Origin of the sequence: Pseudomonas sp. BLCC-B112 (assembly GCF_028550695.1) — a bacterium.
GTDB lineage: Bacteria > Pseudomonadota > Gammaproteobacteria > Pseudomonadales > Pseudomonadaceae > Aquipseudomonas > Aquipseudomonas danubii.
Genome location: NZ_JAQQGK010000001.1, coordinates 323,219 through 338,182 on the forward strand (window position 1 = coordinate 323,219; position 14,964 = coordinate 338,182).

11 protein-coding genes are annotated in these 14,964 nt (G+C 62.1%); 3 read left to right on the forward strand and 8 right to left on the reverse strand.

Annotated elements, in window-relative coordinates; genetic code table 11:
* Positions 1-5: 5 nt before the first annotated feature.
* The 7 genes from algG to yaaA form a co-directional block, all read right to left on the reverse strand.
* Entirely contained in the window at positions 6-1,580 is a 1,575-nt protein-coding gene (gene algG, locus PQT43_RS01515; protein WP_372342436.1) for a mannuronan 5-epimerase AlgG, read from the reverse strand.
* A 41-nt stretch (positions 1,581-1,621) separates the two neighbouring features.
* Complete coding sequence (locus PQT43_RS01520; RefSeq protein WP_272753581.1) at positions 1,622-3,058, reverse strand: alginate export family protein; 1,437 nt, start codon at positions 3,056-3,058, stop codon at positions 1,622-1,624.
* Between the two features lie 179 nt (positions 3,059-3,237).
* On the reverse strand, positions 3,238-4,632 hold the full coding sequence (algK, locus tag PQT43_RS01525; protein ID WP_272753424.1) for an alginate biosynthesis TPR repeat lipoprotein AlgK: 1,395 nt from the start codon (positions 4,630-4,632) through the stop codon (positions 3,238-3,240).
* Between the two features lie 2 nt (positions 4,633-4,634).
* Positions 4,635-5,804: an alginate biosynthesis protein Alg44 gene (locus PQT43_RS01530; RefSeq protein WP_102878454.1), complete on the reverse strand. Its 1,170-nt coding sequence runs from the start codon at positions 5,802-5,804 to the stop codon at positions 4,635-4,637.
* A 35-nt stretch (positions 5,805-5,839) separates the two neighbouring features.
* Entirely contained in the window at positions 5,840-7,321 is a 1,482-nt protein-coding gene (alg8, locus tag PQT43_RS01535) for a mannuronan synthase (protein ID WP_102878455.1), read from the reverse strand.
* Positions 7,322-7,463: 142 nt separating this feature from the next.
* Positions 7,464-8,780, reverse strand: a complete 1,317-nt coding sequence (locus PQT43_RS01540; RefSeq protein ID WP_102878456.1) for a nucleotide sugar dehydrogenase — start codon at positions 8,778-8,780, stop codon at positions 7,464-7,466.
* Between the two features lie 812 nt (positions 8,781-9,592).
* The gene (gene yaaA, locus PQT43_RS01545) at positions 9,593-10,372 is read right to left on the reverse strand and encodes a peroxide stress protein YaaA (RefSeq protein ID WP_102861246.1); all 780 of its coding nucleotides are present in this window, start codon (positions 10,370-10,372) and stop codon (positions 9,593-9,595) included.
* 160 nt (positions 10,373-10,532) lie between these two features.
* On the opposite strand from yaaA, the gene PQT43_RS01550 reads away from it, so the two are divergent.
* The 3 genes from PQT43_RS01550 (at position 10,533) to PQT43_RS01560 (ending at position 14,432) form a co-directional block, all read left to right on the forward strand.
* Positions 10,533-11,657, forward strand: coding sequence for a polysaccharide deacetylase family protein (locus tag PQT43_RS01550; protein WP_253083707.1), 1,125 nt, complete (start codon positions 10,533-10,535; stop codon positions 11,655-11,657).
* 346 nt (positions 11,658-12,003) lie between these two features.
* Positions 12,004-13,398, forward strand: a complete 1,395-nt coding sequence (locus tag PQT43_RS01555; protein WP_016968495.1) for a PhoH family protein — start codon at positions 12,004-12,006, stop codon at positions 13,396-13,398.
* A 116-nt stretch (positions 13,399-13,514) separates the two neighbouring features.
* Positions 13,515-14,432 carry a LysR family transcriptional regulator gene (locus tag PQT43_RS01560; protein WP_253083708.1) on the forward strand — a complete coding sequence of 306 codons (918 nt, stop codon included), beginning with the start codon at positions 13,515-13,517 and terminating at the stop codon, positions 14,430-14,432.
* A gap of 9 nt (positions 14,433-14,441) precedes the next feature.
* Here PQT43_RS01560 and PQT43_RS01565 read toward each other — a convergent pair whose 3' ends face one another.
* Complete coding sequence (locus PQT43_RS01565; RefSeq protein ID WP_102878460.1) at positions 14,442-14,888, reverse strand: DMT family transporter; 447 nt, start codon at positions 14,886-14,888, stop codon at positions 14,442-14,444.
* Between the last annotated feature and the right edge of the window lie 76 nt (positions 14,889-14,964).

Below are 14,964 nucleotides of genomic sequence, written 5' to 3' on the forward strand. Positions count from 1 at the left end.
CATCCTCAATCGCGCATTTCGGTCTGGCGTTCGACAGGGTCGATCAGCACGGCTTTTTGCTGGCGCACCATCAGGTCGAGGATTTCATCCTGGCGTTCGCCAAGGATCCCCGAAAAGCTGATGCCGCTGCTTTTGGTGGGCGCGAGCATGGACACGCGATACAGCTCCACGCTCAACGGCGAGTCGATGGACAGCGGGCCGCTGCCATTGGCCGCCAGCTCGCCGCCGACCACGATCAGCGAAACCTGAGCGTCGAACGGGTCGAGCTTGATGTCGCGGTCGGTGTCGGAAAGGTCCTTGATGTGGCCGTAGACGCCGGTCAGGCCGTTGGCCATGGCGATGTTTTCGTACAGGCGGATGTTCACGCTGTTGCGAATGCGGATGCCGTGGCGTTTGTTGCTGATCACCTTGTTGCCCCACAGCAGGTTGTCGGCGCTCTCGTAGAGGGTGATGCCGTCGGTGTGGTTGCGGTAGATCTCGTTGTAGGCAATCAGGTTGTTGACGCTGTTTCGGTCGATCACCAGGCCCGAGAGTTTGTTGTCGTAGCTACGGTTGTTGAAGATGAAGCTGTCGTTCACTTCCCGGGAAATGATGATGCCGTGCTTCTTCTTGGTCCCGTGGACGGTGTTGTCGGCGATGATCAGGCCGTGGGAGCGGTCGTGGGGGTCGATGCCGTAGACGATGTTGTCCTTGTAGGTGTTGCCCTTGACCACGAAGTCGCGGGTTTCGTAGCAGTAGAAGCCGTACCACATGTCCGAGAAATCCGAGCCGATGATCCAGCCGGTGGGTTCATCGCGCTTGAGCACCTTGGCCATGTTCGGCGTGTACTGGGAAATACTCACGCCGTAGGACTTGGAGTTGGCGTAGCCGAAGCTGGCCATCTGGCTGTTGACGATGTAAGTCTCGGTGCCGCCCCAGGCCAGCAGGAACGGGCGGAATTCCTTGGGCGAGCGGAAGGTCGCCGGGCCGTTGTCTTTCTCGCGCCAGCCGGTGACCTTGGTGTCGCGCACAAACAACTGGCCATCGTTGACCAGGAACGAACCGCCTTCCTGGGACAGGCGCAGCTCCTGGGTCTGTTTGTCGATTTCCAGGATGCCCTTGCGCCCGACCACGATCGGCAGGCGCGCGAGGAATACACCCGGCGCGGTTTCGCTGATGTACTGCTTGGGCAGTTTCTTGGCCAGGTCCTTGAGGTTGATGTAACCGTCGTCGATAAAGATCGCCTGGGGAATGCCGTGCTGGCGCACCACCCATTCGGCCATCTTGTTGTCACCGCCGATAAAGTCTTTCAGGGCGTCTTCCTGCATCATCCGGCGCACGCTGATCTTGCCCGGCTGGCTGCGCACGATCTTCGCCGCAACGGCCTCGGCGGTGTAGCCGGAGAGGTCGGGCAGGGTCGGCGTGGCCAGGTTCAACGGCTCAGTGGGCGCGCTGCTGACGGTGTAGGTCTTGGCCTGTTGCAGTTCCTTGGCGACGATCGGCGCCTTGGCCGGCTCGACAGTGGCGAAAGCCGAGCTGCTGGCCAGCAACAGAGCGCCAGCCAACAGGCTGATGGCGCCTTTCGCAGCGGGGCTGTTCATGGGGTAGCAGTTCATTTCGGGCACTCCCTTCGCGGTTCGCATCAGAAGCGCCAGATCACGTCGATAAAGGCGCGGTGCATGTACGAGTCGACGTCTTTGCCATAGGCATCGCCGGGCTTGAACACGCCGCCACGAAAACGCACCAGGGCCGACGGCTCATCGATGGACTGGCTCAGGGCCGCCGGCAACAGGCCTTGCTTGAAGTACTTGGTGACCACCAGGTCCATTTCCTGCCCCAAGTCTTTCTTGCCGTCCTGCAGGGGCAGCGCGGTGCTGGAGAGCAGGTTGCCGTTGCCGTCATAGTCGTTGTCCACGGCGTTGATGCCGTTGCTGCCCACCGGCTTGTTGCCGTCCACGCGCCAGAACTTGTGGTAGATCAGGCTGGCGTCGTATTCATCGTTGAGCATCCAGGAGCCGAACAGGGTGGCGGTCTGCATGTTGTTCATTTCGCCGCGATAGGCTTCGCCGAAACGGTGCACGCGGGAGCGGGTGCCGGTGTAGTTGGAGCGGTTGCTTTCCAGGCCGTTCTGCTCGTAGTCGCCGCTGGCGCGGGCATAGGCGGCGCCGACTTGCCAGTTGGGGTCCAGGCGCAGGCGTACGCCCAGGTCGGTGGCCCAGCCGTCGAGGTTGTCGCTGCGCTTGGCCTGGGCCGGGCGGTTGCCATTGGCGTCCAGTGCGTTGACCGTGTCGCGCTCGCCGCGCATGCCGGTCAGGCTGGCCCAGTAGTTGACGGTGTTTCTGTTTTTCAAGCTATAGGCGTCGCTGTCGGCGGTGAGGCCGAGCCAGGTGAGGTCGCCGTTCTCTTTCTTGTCCAGGGCATCGGCGGCTTCGCCGGGCACCGGATAGTCGAGCTTGCCGTCATCGTGAGTGTGATGACCGCGAATCCCCACCCAGTTGCCTGGGGTCCACTGGTAGGCCGCGTCGCCGTAGACGTGCAGGCGGTCCTTGTCCTTGGGCGCCAGTTCCTTGAGGTCGGTGCGGTACTCGCTGAAGCGCTCGGCGGCGCCAACGTTGGCCCGCAGCAAGGTGGTGTCGAAGGTCCAGTTCAGGGCTTCGATGTTGGTGTCGCGCCACTGGCCGTCGTCGTTGCGCAGGCGTTGGCGGCCCAGTTTCAACTGCTCGCCGGGGTAGGGCGTGAAGCCGCTGTAGCCGATCCAGAACTCGCGCAGGGCCAGGTAGTTTTTCTGGGTCTTGCGGTCGTCGTTGCTCGACTGCTGGGTACCGTCGGCGTCCGACTGCTGCAGGGTATCGGTTTCGATGATGTCGGTGGAGGTTACCGCCTGGCCCATGGCGTAGGCGCTCCAGGCACCGCGTTCACCGTAGACCCACGGCCGCAGGTCCAGGCCCAGGCCGTTGACGTCGCCGCCGCTGAGGGTGCCCAGGTCGCGGTCGTCTTCGGACTGGCCGGTGATTTTCACTTCCAGGCCGAAGTTCTGGGTATCGGTCATTGCCGCCAGGGTCGGGTTGGACCAGAGCATGGCAAAACCCAGGGCTATGCCCAGTTTCGACAGGCTGAAGCGCTTGCCTTTAGGCGCTGTCGCAGGCTGCGCCCGGTCGCGCAGCGGCCGCGATTCGCGGGGGCGGGTGTGGCGAGCGCTTTGCGCTCGATCGCAGCCTGCGGCAGCGGCTACAGGAGGTGTATTGAGTGGGGGGAGCGTCATAGGGTTTCCTCGCCGTCTTCTTCTTGCAGGGCGTGCAGTTGCAGCGCGTTCTGGCTCAAGGCCCCACGTACGGCCTGCTCTTGTTGCAGCAGGCGTTGGGCTTCGGCGCGCTGTGCAGGCGGCAATTGGCTTTCCAGTTGTTGCGCCAGTTCGTTGGCCTGGGGCGTGTCCTGGACCTTGGCCAGTTGGCTGAAGACGTAGGCGTTGACTGGGTTGGGCTTGGTGCCCTTGCCCTGGGAGAACAACTGGGCAATGGCGAAGTCGGCGCTGTTCTGGCCGTTGCGCGCGGCGGTCAGCAGGTGGTCCAGGGCCTTTTGTGGGTAGACCTGGCCCAGGTAGCCACGGCGGTAGATCTGGCCGAGGTAGTAGTCGGCGGCGACTTCGCGGCCCACGGCTTTCTGGAAGTGTGCTTCGGCGACCTTGGCGTCGGCCGGCACCCATTTGCCTTCGTAGTAGAGCTTGCCCAGCAGCAGTTCGGCGCGGGGCTGGTCGGCGGCGCGGCCGTTGTCCAGGTACTGCATCATCTTGTCGACGTCCCCCAGCTCGGGGAAGTCGTAGAGCAGTTGGGCCAGGCTGACCCAGGACGCCGGGTAACCCGGAGCGACCTGCTCCAGCAGGGCCTGGGCGGTTTTTTCATCCGGCTTGCCCAGGCTTGCATCGCCCAGCACGCGGGCCACGCTGTCGACTCGCTGGGCGCTGACCGTGCCACGGCTGTAGCCGGCCTGCAGCTGCTTGAGCAGCTCGGCCTGTTGCTCCGGCTGGCCGCGTTTTTGATAAACGGTCGCCAGTTCCACGTAGCAGATGTCGGTGCTGTTGAGCGCGGCCTTGCAGATGCTTTCCACCTCGGCCAGGTGCTGGTCGTAGCTGCCTTGGGTGCGGTACAGCAGCACCTGGGCCAGGCCGGCTTCCGGGTAACCGGCGCTGCGCCATTGGCTGATCTGCTGCTGGGCGTCGACGTTGGGGAAGCTGTGGGGGTATTGCAGGTACAGCATGGCCAGGGGAATCAGGGTGTTGCCTTCACCGTTGGCAAAGGCTTTTTTCAACAGGCCTTCGGCTTCGTGCTGCTCGGCCTCGGTGGAACCGGGCTTGGCCACCAACAGGCGGCCGAGGCGCGCCTGGGCCCGGGGCGACACATCGGCTGCGGCGCGATAGGTGGCCTCGGCCTGCTTGATCTGCGCCGGGTCGCGGCTGTCCACCTGGATGTCGGCCAGGCCTACCTGGGCCTCGCTGTAGCCCAGGTCCGCCAGTTGTCGGTAGTTCTGTTCGGCCAGCGCGGTGTCGCCGCGCTTCAGGGCTTCGTTGGCCAGGCGCTGGTCCGGCAGGCCGGCGCAACCGGCCAGGGCCAGGGCGGCGACCAAGGGCAACACCGAGAGCTGGGTAGGCACTGTCATGGTTACAGACCCGCAGCCATGGCTTTGTCGATCAGCCAGTTCATCGAGGGGCCGCGGTCGCTGCTGACTTCCACCGGGCGCCCGGCGAAGGCGCTGCTCAGCGGCGCGTCGGGCTTGATCTGCACGCGGATGTCGGAGGACAGGTCGCTGCTGTTGAGGCTGGTGCTGCTGACGATGGTGCCGGTGCGTACTTCATCCTCGCCGGCGATCTGGAAGTTGACCCGGGTACCCGGGCGCACGTCGCCGAACTGGCGGTAGGAGAAGCGCGCCTCGACGTTGGCCTGGCTGTTGCGGGGCACCAGTTGGAAGATCACGTCGCCTTTGCTGGCGTACTGGCCGTCGGCGACCATTTGCTGGGCCACGGTGCAGTCGCAAGGGGAGGTCAGGGTGCCGGTCATTTGCTTGCCGAACAGTTCCTCGACCTTGGCCGGTTGCAGTTGGTCTTCAGCCAGGTGGCCTTTGAGCACGTCGAGCATGCTGGTGCTGAAGGTGGCCAGTGGCGCGCCCTTGGCGGCGATGCCGTCGCTCTGCACCAGGCTTTGCACAGTGCCGTCGCGCGGCATGGTGACGTTCATCCCCGGGACGCTGACCAGGCCGGCCTGGGCGTGGCTGACGAAGTACATGCCGTACACCGACTTGAGGATGAAGCCGAACGCCGCCAGGCCCACCACGAAGATCCCGGCGCTGAAGGTCACGGCCCGCAGGCGGCCCATGGCGGTCATGCCGCTGCCGCTGTCCTTGACCTTGCGCGCCTTGGTGAAGTTGTCGCGCTGGAGGGTGGCGAGCACGTCGCCCATGCTGACGATGTCGCCGGCCAGGTGCGAGGTGATCAGGTGGCGCAGGGTGGAAATGTCCTGGGGCTCGAGGTTCTGGAACTGGCAACCGACGCGCCCGTTCTGGCGATCGAAGGAGCGGATTTGCAGCTCCACATCCATGGCCAGGCCGAGGTTGTCGATGACAAATTGCAGGCGGCCCTTGTGCACGGCACCCACGGTCAGCATCTGCTGCCCGGCGTTGAAGCTCAGGCCGCCGGCGGAGAGGTCGTGGACCCGCACTTCCAGGGGCTTGGCTTCGTTGCCGAAGAAGCGCAGCTTGGCCGGGATCTTGACCCGGGCGTGCTGGCGTTGGGCTTCGGATTCATGCACTACATTGACGTTCACGGCGGTGTTCATAGGGTCGATTTCCTAGTTAATTCAGGCAAGGCGGTTCAGACCATCAGCAGCAGGACAGCGACGAACACGCTGCCGGCCGAGAAGGTCATGGTCCGAGACGACCAGGTGTTGAACCAACGTTGAAAACTGGCCAGGTCGCGGGTCAGCTTGGTGTCCTGGCGGGTCCAGGATTGCTGGTCGAGGCGGAAGAACACGTAGATCTTCACCAGGGCGCCGACGATCTGGTTGTAATAGAGGATCAAGGGGTAGGCCGGGCCGATGCGGTGCCCCGAGCAGGACAGCAACAGGGTCAGGATCAGGCGGGTGATACCGATCCACAGCAGGTAGGCGAGGATGAAGGCGGTGCCGTACTTGACGCTGGCGATGATCGCCACGGTCAGGCCCAGCAGCGAGGTCCACATCGACACGCGCTGGTCGAACAGCACCACGCTGGTGAACAGTCCCAAGCGCTTGACTCCCAGACCCAAGGCCCGGGCGTTCTGCCGCAGGTTGTTGCCGTACCAGCGGAACATCAGCTTGCGGCTGGCCTTGATGAAGCTCTTTTCCGGCGGGTGTTCCACGGTGTTGATCGCCGCGTCAGGCACGTAGAAGGTGTCGTAGCCCAGGCGCATCAGGCTGAACCAACTGGACTTGTCGTCGCCGGTGAGGAACTTGAAGCGACCCAGGCGCCAGTGCTGCAGGGAGTCGCTTTCCACGTCGGCGATGAAGTCCGGGTCGGTGACCACGGTGGCGCGGAACACCGACATGCGCCCGGTCATGGTCAGCACGCGCTTGGACAGGGCCATGGAGCACATGTTGATGTGGCGCTGGGCGAAGCGCAGCTTGTGCCATTCGCTCATGATGTAGCCGCCGCGCACTTCGCAGAATTCGTTGGTGGTCAGGCCACCGACGTTGCCGAACAACTGGAACCAGGGCACGGTCTTGCGCACCACGCCTTCGCCGAGCACGGTGTCGCCGTCGATCACCGCCACCACGGCGCGGTTGTCCGGCAGGTGGCGGGAGATGGCGCGAAAGCCGAAGGCCAGGCCGTCGCGCTTGCCGGTGCCGGGGATGCGCACGAAGTCCAGCTTGACCCGCTCCGGCGGGTTCATCCGTGCCCACAGGCTTTTCACCAGCAGCTCGTCGGACATTTCCACGATCGAGCAGACCACGGTGGTGGGGAAGCCGCAGTCGATGGCTTCGCGGATCACCGAGCCGTAGACCTGGGCGGTGGTCAGCGCATCGATGCGAAAGCTGGTGACCATCAGGAACACGTGGGACGGGTCGGCCGCGCTGCCCAGCTTGCGCACCTTGCGCCGCAGGTGCGGGTAGACCACGTAGAGAAACAGCATGCCGCGCACGAAGTGCGTGGCACCCATGGAGTAGCGCCAGATGCCCACGGCGCCAATCAGGAAAATGAAGTCCTTGGACTGCGAGTCGAAGGTCGATGCGGGCAGCAGCAAGGCCATGCCCATCAGCAAACTCAAGTAAAACAGCCAACCGGCGGCCTGAAGCAGGCCGTGCTTTAGCCTGTGCATAATCTGCGTCCTAAAATTCTAAGCGGTACCCTGTAGCCGCTGCCGTAGGCTGCGATAGGTCCGCAGGGCCTCGAGATGCCCTCGGGAGCACGCCCCTTCGGGGACGATCGCAGCCTGCGGCAGCGGCTACAGGCGCATGCCTTTACCAGCAGATCCCTTCGGTTCGGCCCTGGACGCTGGAGGCTTTGGACATGAAGCCCACCAGGTCGATGACCTGCTTGCCGTGGGGCACGTCCTCGGCCAGGGCGCGGAACTTCTCGTCGCGGTTGCCGAGGATGATCAGGTCGGACTTGCCGATCACCGCGTCGAAGTCCGAGTTGAGCAGGGACGAGACGTGGGGGATCTTCGACTCGATGTAGTCCTTGTTGGCGCCGTGGACTCGGGCGTACTCGACGTTGCTGTCGTAGATGCTCAGGTCGAAACCCTTGCCGATGAGCATTTCCGCCAGTTCCACCAGCGGGCTCTCGCGCAGGTCGTCGGTGCCGGCCTTGAAGCTCAGGCCCAGCAGGGCGACCTTGCGCTTGTCGTGGCTGGACACGATGTCGAAGGCGTTCTGTACCTGGGATTCGTTGCTGCGCATCAGCGAGTTGAGCAGCGGCGCTTCGATGTCCAGGGAGCTGGCGCGGTAGGTCAGGGCGCGCACGTCCTTGGGCAGGCACGAACCGCCGAAGGCGAAGCCGGGGCGCATGTAGTACTGGGACAGGTTGAGGGTCTTGTCCTGGCAGACCACGTCCATCACTTCACGACCGTCGACGCCCACCGCCTTGGCGATGTTGCCGATCTCGTTGGCGAAGGTGACCTTGGTCGCGTGCCAGACGTTGCAGGTGTACTTGATCATCTCGGCGACTTCGATGTCCTTGCGGATGATCGGCGCGTCGAGCTCTTCGTACAGCGCTTGCAGCACGTCACCGGAGGCTTGGTCGAACTGGCCGATCACGGTCATGGGCGGGAAGTCGTAGTCCTTGATCGCGGTGCTTTCACGCAGGAACTCCGGGTTCACCGCCACGCCGAAATCCACCCCGGCCTTCTTGCCCGAGCAGTCTTCGAGAATCGGGATCACCACGTTTTTCACCGTGCCCGGCAGCACCGTGCTGCGCACCACGATGGTGTGGCGGGTGGCCTTGTCGCGCAGGACGAAACCGATCTCGCGGCATACCGATTCGATGTAGTCCAGTTCCAGGTCGCCGTTCTTCTTGCTCGGGGTGCCGACGCAGATCATCGACAGGTCGGTATCGCGGATGGCTTCGGCGAAGTTGGTGGTGCCGCGCAGACGAGCGGTCTGAATCCCTTGCGCCAGAAGTTCACCCAGACCCGGTTCAACGATCGGCGATTTACCGGCGTTGATCAGGTCGATCTTGTCTTTGGAGATATCTACGCCAACCACTTCATGGCCCCGTGCGGACAGGCAACCGGCACAGACTGCACCGACGTAACCCAAACCAAATATGCTGATGCGCATCGCATTTACCTCTGTGTTATTCACGCCATTAGATGGCCGGAGTTAATGTTTGCCAGCTGTTATTGCGCACTCGGAAGTACAACGAAGTACGTTGTATGGCCGCGTGCAGGCAGACTAAGTTCCGAGTGTCTAAATATATGCACTCAAGTTGTGCGCAACCGATCCTTGTTGTTCTGATTTGCCCTTGAATGTTGCCGGCGGCTCCTGCTGCAGGGTTCGCGAGAAAAACCATCCGGTATCCTTCGAATGGCTGAATGCCACGTAATACGGGCTTTTCAGTTGATTTTCGCGGTCCTTGAAGGCCAGCTTTTCCTTGGCTCGTTAGGGGATAGTTGTGGTGCCTTATCTCCTGTTGTTTACCCTTTAGTTCAAGTTTGTGACTCATTGGTCAAAGGTGGACGTAACTTGATTAGTCTCACTTGAGTCCGTGTAAGTCATCTCCTACAAGCTCGTTGAGAATCGTTACCGGTGGTATGAGCGGTGTCCGCAGGCATAGTTCCGGCCCGCTCATCCTGTTTTGCGAAATTTCTTGAAATATTGAGAAAGATGGCACTGCTTTCAAACTGATAGCACTTAAGGTTTGGGCCTTTAGTTGTGGGGAGTTGAAGCGCGGGGATACTTTTGTGCCACTACCTAATAAAAAAATGGTGCCACTACTGAAAAAAATCACTGTTGTCGAGTGAAAGAAAAGTTATAGAAATAGATGAAGATTTTATGGCGCCAAAAAAATGGCTAAAAGGAGGCGGGGAATGTGCGAGTGATCACATTCTGGCGCGCTCGCCGGGTGGCAACGAGCGCGGCAGGGGAACGTTTTACTCCGGTGCGTGGTCGCGCAGGAATACCAGGTTGTCGGCTTTGGATTGCTCCGCGCTGAAGCGATAGCCCTGGACGTCGAATTGCTTGAGTTGTGCGGGATCGTTGATGCGTTCCTGGATGACGAAGCGGCTCATCAGGCCCCGGGCCTTCTTGGCATAGAAGCTGATGATCTTGTACTGGCCGTTCTTCAGGTCCTTGAACTCGGTGTTGATGATCCGCGCGTTCAGGGCCGTGCGCTTGACCGCCGAGAAGTACTCGTTGGAGGCCAGGTTCAGCAGCAGGTCGTCGCCCTGATCGGCCAGGGCCTCGTTCAGCCATTCACTGATGCGCGTGCCCCAGAAGGCGTACAGGTCCTTGCCACGGGCGTTGGCCAGCTTGGTGCCCATTTCCAGGCGATAGGGCTGCATCAGGTCCAGGGGGCGCAGCAGGCCGTACAGGCCGGAGAGCATGCGCAGGTGCTGCTGGGCGTAGTCGAAGTCCGCTTCGCTCAAGGATTCGGCGTTGAGCCCGGTGTAGACGTCGCCCTTGAAGGCCAGCAGCGCCTGCTTGGCGTTGTCCGGAGTGAAGGCTGGGGTCCAGCTGCCGAAGCGCGCGGCATTCAGGCCGCCGATCTTGTCGGACACGTGCATCAGTTCGCTGATCTGCGCCGGGCTCAGTTCCCGCAGTTGCTGGATCAGTTCCTGGGAATGGTCGAGGTATTGCGGCTGGGTAAAGCGCGGGGTGACCGGCGGCGTCTCGTAATCGAGGGTCTTGGCGGGTGAAATCACCATCAGCATGAGTCGTCTCCTTTTAGCGTCGGGGGATTCTATTGGCTCGGGCGTTCGGACTCCACCTATCAAGGCGATAGCTGACGCGTGGCGGATGCCGGGTGAATGCCTTCGCCGCGCGGCATATCGGCTATAGTGCCGCGCGGGTTTTGTTCTGGAGGCGTCTCTTTTGCGTATCGCGTTTTTCTTCTCGGCCTGGCTTCTGAGTCTCAGTGTGCTGGCGGCGCCCAATGATGTGGCGACCCTGGATCGCAGCACCTGGCCGGAAAAGCTCGACAATCCGACCCTGTTCGACGTCGCCTCGCGGGCCGAGATCCTGACCTTTGCCCGCGCCTTGCTGGTCAGCGAGGCCTGGGACGAGGCGTCCCTGAAGCAGCGCCTGGGCTTGCGCATGATCAACATGGAGGCGATCAACGAACTACGCGAGCATCTCTGGAAACGCCTGCTGGACAACTACAACTTCGCCCAGCAGAGCTGCGACCAGGACGCTTCGTTCTGCTACCTGGTGGAAAACATGCAGCAACTGCGCAAGCAGGCCGGCAAGTTCCACTTGGCGGAGGATTCCTACTACGCCCGTTGGGGCGAGCCGAGCCGGACCTTCCATGAGCAGTACCTGGACGAATTGCTGCGCAAGGCGGCGCTGGCTCCCCAGACCAGCAGCGAGGTGCTGCGCTACGGCGACTACGAGCGCAATGGCGACGAACTCAACGACCGGCTGTTTCTGCTGACCTTCGACAGCGCCGCCAACCTGGCGCCGGACAACACGCCCTGGCTCACCAACTACCTGCGCAAGGCCAATCTCAGCGGGACGTTCTTTGTCCTGGGCAACGACATCCAGAATCGCCTCGACAAGGCCTCGGTGGCCAGCCTGCAATCGCTGTACTCCAGGCAGTGCGTTGGCGTGCAAGGCTGGGAGTTCCGCTCCCACAGCCACTGGCAGGACTGGCAGTATTCGATCCAGCGCAGCGCCGATCTGGTGAAGAGCAAACTGCCGGAAAACTATGTGCCCTTGTTCCGCCCGCCCTTTGGCCAGCGTCGTGCCGATGCCGAGGGCTTCTTCAATGCCCAGGGCATGCAGGTGGCATTGTGGGACATCGACGCCCAGGACGGTGCCGGCAAGCTCAAGGCCGAGTACAGTGGCCAGCGGGTGCTGACCTTGATGTTGCTATGGCGGCGTGGGGTGATCGCTTTCAATGCCAAACAGGACGGGGTCAAGAGCAGCTTGCCCTGGCTGCTGGCGCAGACCGCGCAAAGTGGCATCGGTTGGGAGGATTGTCAGGACGCGTTCCGCTGAAACGGCCAAGTGCCCGTAAACACGGGGCGTGAGCGGAAAAGGGGGCGGATTTCGGCGGGATTTCGAGGCAGGCGGACTTCCGACTTTAACGGTGAGCGGGCGGTGCGCCAAGGGCTTTTCGTCACCCTGAAAAATAAACATCAAAAAAGCGTCAAAGTGCGTTTTCCTGTCACGGTTTTTGGAGTATTACGAACTCAGACCGCCGAAACCTGCGACACAGGTGGCGTCTCCCAAGACTCCTCGTGTGTGCAGCTCACCTGAACCCCTGCGGGTGAATTCGGTGGTCATTCGAGGCGCGATACCCCATGGTATTGCGTCGACTGGCTCCCACATAAGGTGACCGAGTATGGATGACCACGGACGTAGCGCTTCCTCCAACCAGCCAATCCTTTATGTACTCGATACCAATGTATTGATTCACGATCCCAACGCCTTACTGAATTTCGAAGAACACCACGTCGCCATCCCCATGACCGTCCTCGAAGAGCTGGACAAGCTCAAGAGCGGGCATCACAGCGTTGCCGCCGAATGCCGCCAGGCGATCCGCCTGATCGACAAGACCCTGGGCGAGGCTTCCCCCGAGGATGTTGAACTGGGCGTACCGATTCAGCGCGGCAAGAGCGGGCCCAAGGGCTTGCTGTCGATTCTGATGAGCAAGCGCAACGAGCCCAACAGCCTGTTGCCGGAGAACCTCAACGACAACATCATTATCAACCAGTTGATCGACCTGCACGCGCGCAACAAGGACTTGCCCGTGGTGCTGGTGACCAAAGACATCAACATGCGCCTCAAGGCGCGGGCCTGCGGGATTGCCGCCGAGGACTACAGCACCGACCAGCTGGTGGACGACGTGTCCCTGCTGCCCAATGGTTTCCACAACATGAGCGGCTCGTTCTGGGACCGCGTAAGCAAGGTGGAAACCCGTCAGGATCACGGCCGCACCTGGCACCAGGTGCAGTTGATCGACAACCTGCCGGCGGTGCATATCAATGAATTCATCATCGACGAACAGGGCTTTGTCGGCTGGATCAAGGAAATCCGCGCCGATGTGCTGCTGATCCTCGATCTGCATCAGGAACCCCTGCTGCACCAGGAAGCCTGGGGCCTGAAACCGCGAGACATCTACCAGGGCCTGGCGCTGTATGCGCTGCTCGACCCGGACATCCACCTGGTCAACCTGTCCGGCGCTGCCGGCTCCGGCAAGACCATCCTGGCCCTGGCTGCCGCCATCGAGCAGACCATGGTCAGCAAGCGCTACCGGCGCATCATCGCCACCCGCAGCGTGCAGGGGCTGGACCAGGAGATCGGCTTCCTGCCGGGCACCGAGGCGGAGAAGATGGAACCCTGGCTGGGCGCCATTACCGATAACCTCGAAGCCCTGCACATGGATGACGAGAACACCCACGGCAGCGTCGACTACATCCTCAGCAAGGTGCCGTTGCAGTTCAAATCCCTGAACTACATCCGCGGTCGCAGCTTCCAGCAGAGCCTGATCCTGATCGACGAATGCCAGAACCTTACCCCGCACCAGATGAAAACCATCATCACCCGTGCCGGCGCCGGTTCCAAAGTGGTGTGCCTGGGCAACCTGGCACAGATCGATACCCCTTACCTGTCGGCCACCAGCTCGGGCCTGACCTACCTCACCGAACGCTTCAAGGACTTCCCCAACGGCGTGCACATCACCCTGCAAGGGGTGCCGCGCTCGATCCTGGCGGAGTACGCGGAAAGCCATCTGTAACGTCAATTCCTTCCAGCACGGGCGGCCTTCGGGTCGCCCGTTTTGCATTCGGCCTGGGGCACTGGGTTATTCTGCGGCTCCCCGCCGCCGAGCGCTTCCCAGTTGGAAAACACCGGATGACCCGTGTCTCCCTGCGCAATATCGATCTGAATCTGTTGGTGGTACTCGATGCCTTGCTGACGGAAAAGCACGTGACCCGCACTGGCGAGCGCCTGCACCTGAGCCAGCCGGCTATCAGTCATTCCCTGGGCAAGCTGCGGGTGCTACTGGATGATCCGTTGCTGATCCGCCAGGGCAACGACGTGCTGCTCAGCCCCCTGGCCCGCAGCCTGCAGGCGCCCCTCAAGGAGATTCTCAGTCAGATCGAAACCCTGTTCGGCAAGTCCCTCGACTTTGATCCGGCCACCTCCCAGCGGATCTTTCACCTGGCGATGTCGGATTACGGTGCGGCGATCGTGCTCCCCAGGTTGCTGGTGCGTTTGCGTGGCGAAGCGCCCTTGATGCGCCTGGTGGTGACCCAGGGCAGCCGCCACGAGATGTTCGAGCAGATCACCCAAGGCAAGATCGACCTGGCCCTGGGGGTGTTTCCCAGCCCTTCGGATGAGATCGTCAAGGAGGTGCTGTTCGAGGAAACTTTTTCCTGTCTGGTGGACGGCGCCACCCTTGAGGGCGACGGCGGCCTGGACCTGACGGCCTATCTGCAGCGTCCCCATCTGCAGGTGTCGATGGACGGCTGTTTCAATGGTGAAGTCGATCACCGCCTGGGGGAGGAGGGGCTGCAGCGGCAGATCGCTGTCAGCGTGCCCCACTGGGGCATCGCGCCGGGGATGATCCGCGGCACCGACCTGATTCTTACCGTGGCCAGCCGCACCCTGGACGAGATTCCGCTGCCGGAAGGGCTGCTGCGGCTGACCCCGCCCTTGAACATTGCGCCCTTCAAGTTCGTGCAGATCTGGCACTCGCGCTTGAGCGATGACCCGGCCCATCGCTGGTTGCGTGAACAGGTCAAGCTGGCCAGCGTGGCCAAGGCCTGAAATGGCGCCTCAGCCGCGGATGGTAATGACGAAACCGCCGATCACCACCAGCACGCCGATCAGCTTCTGCAGGCTGATGTCCTTGCGTGGCAGGCCCACCAGCCCGAAGTAGTCGATGATCAGCGAGATCAGCAACTGGCCGATGATCACCACCATGATGAAGTTCAGCGCCCCCAGGCGTGGCGCCATCAACAGGGCCACGGTGATGTAGAGCACTCCAGCCAGGCCGCCCATCCAGATCCACCAGGGGCCTTGCAGCGCGGCCATGAGATTGGGCTTGGGCACTTTAATGAACAGCAGCAGGACCCCCAGCACCAGCAGGCTGACCAGCAGGGAAACGCCGGTGGCCCACAGTGGATGCCCGAGCAGGGTGCCCAGGCGGGCGTTGGTCCCGGCCTGGAGGGGCACGGCGAAACCGGCGAGCAGGCTGAGCAGGATCGAAACGAACAAGGCCATGAAGCGACTTCCTTTTGCGGGTTTTTGCGCTGTTGTACGTTTATCCGCAGTCGGGCTCCAATTCGTTGTTTTGATG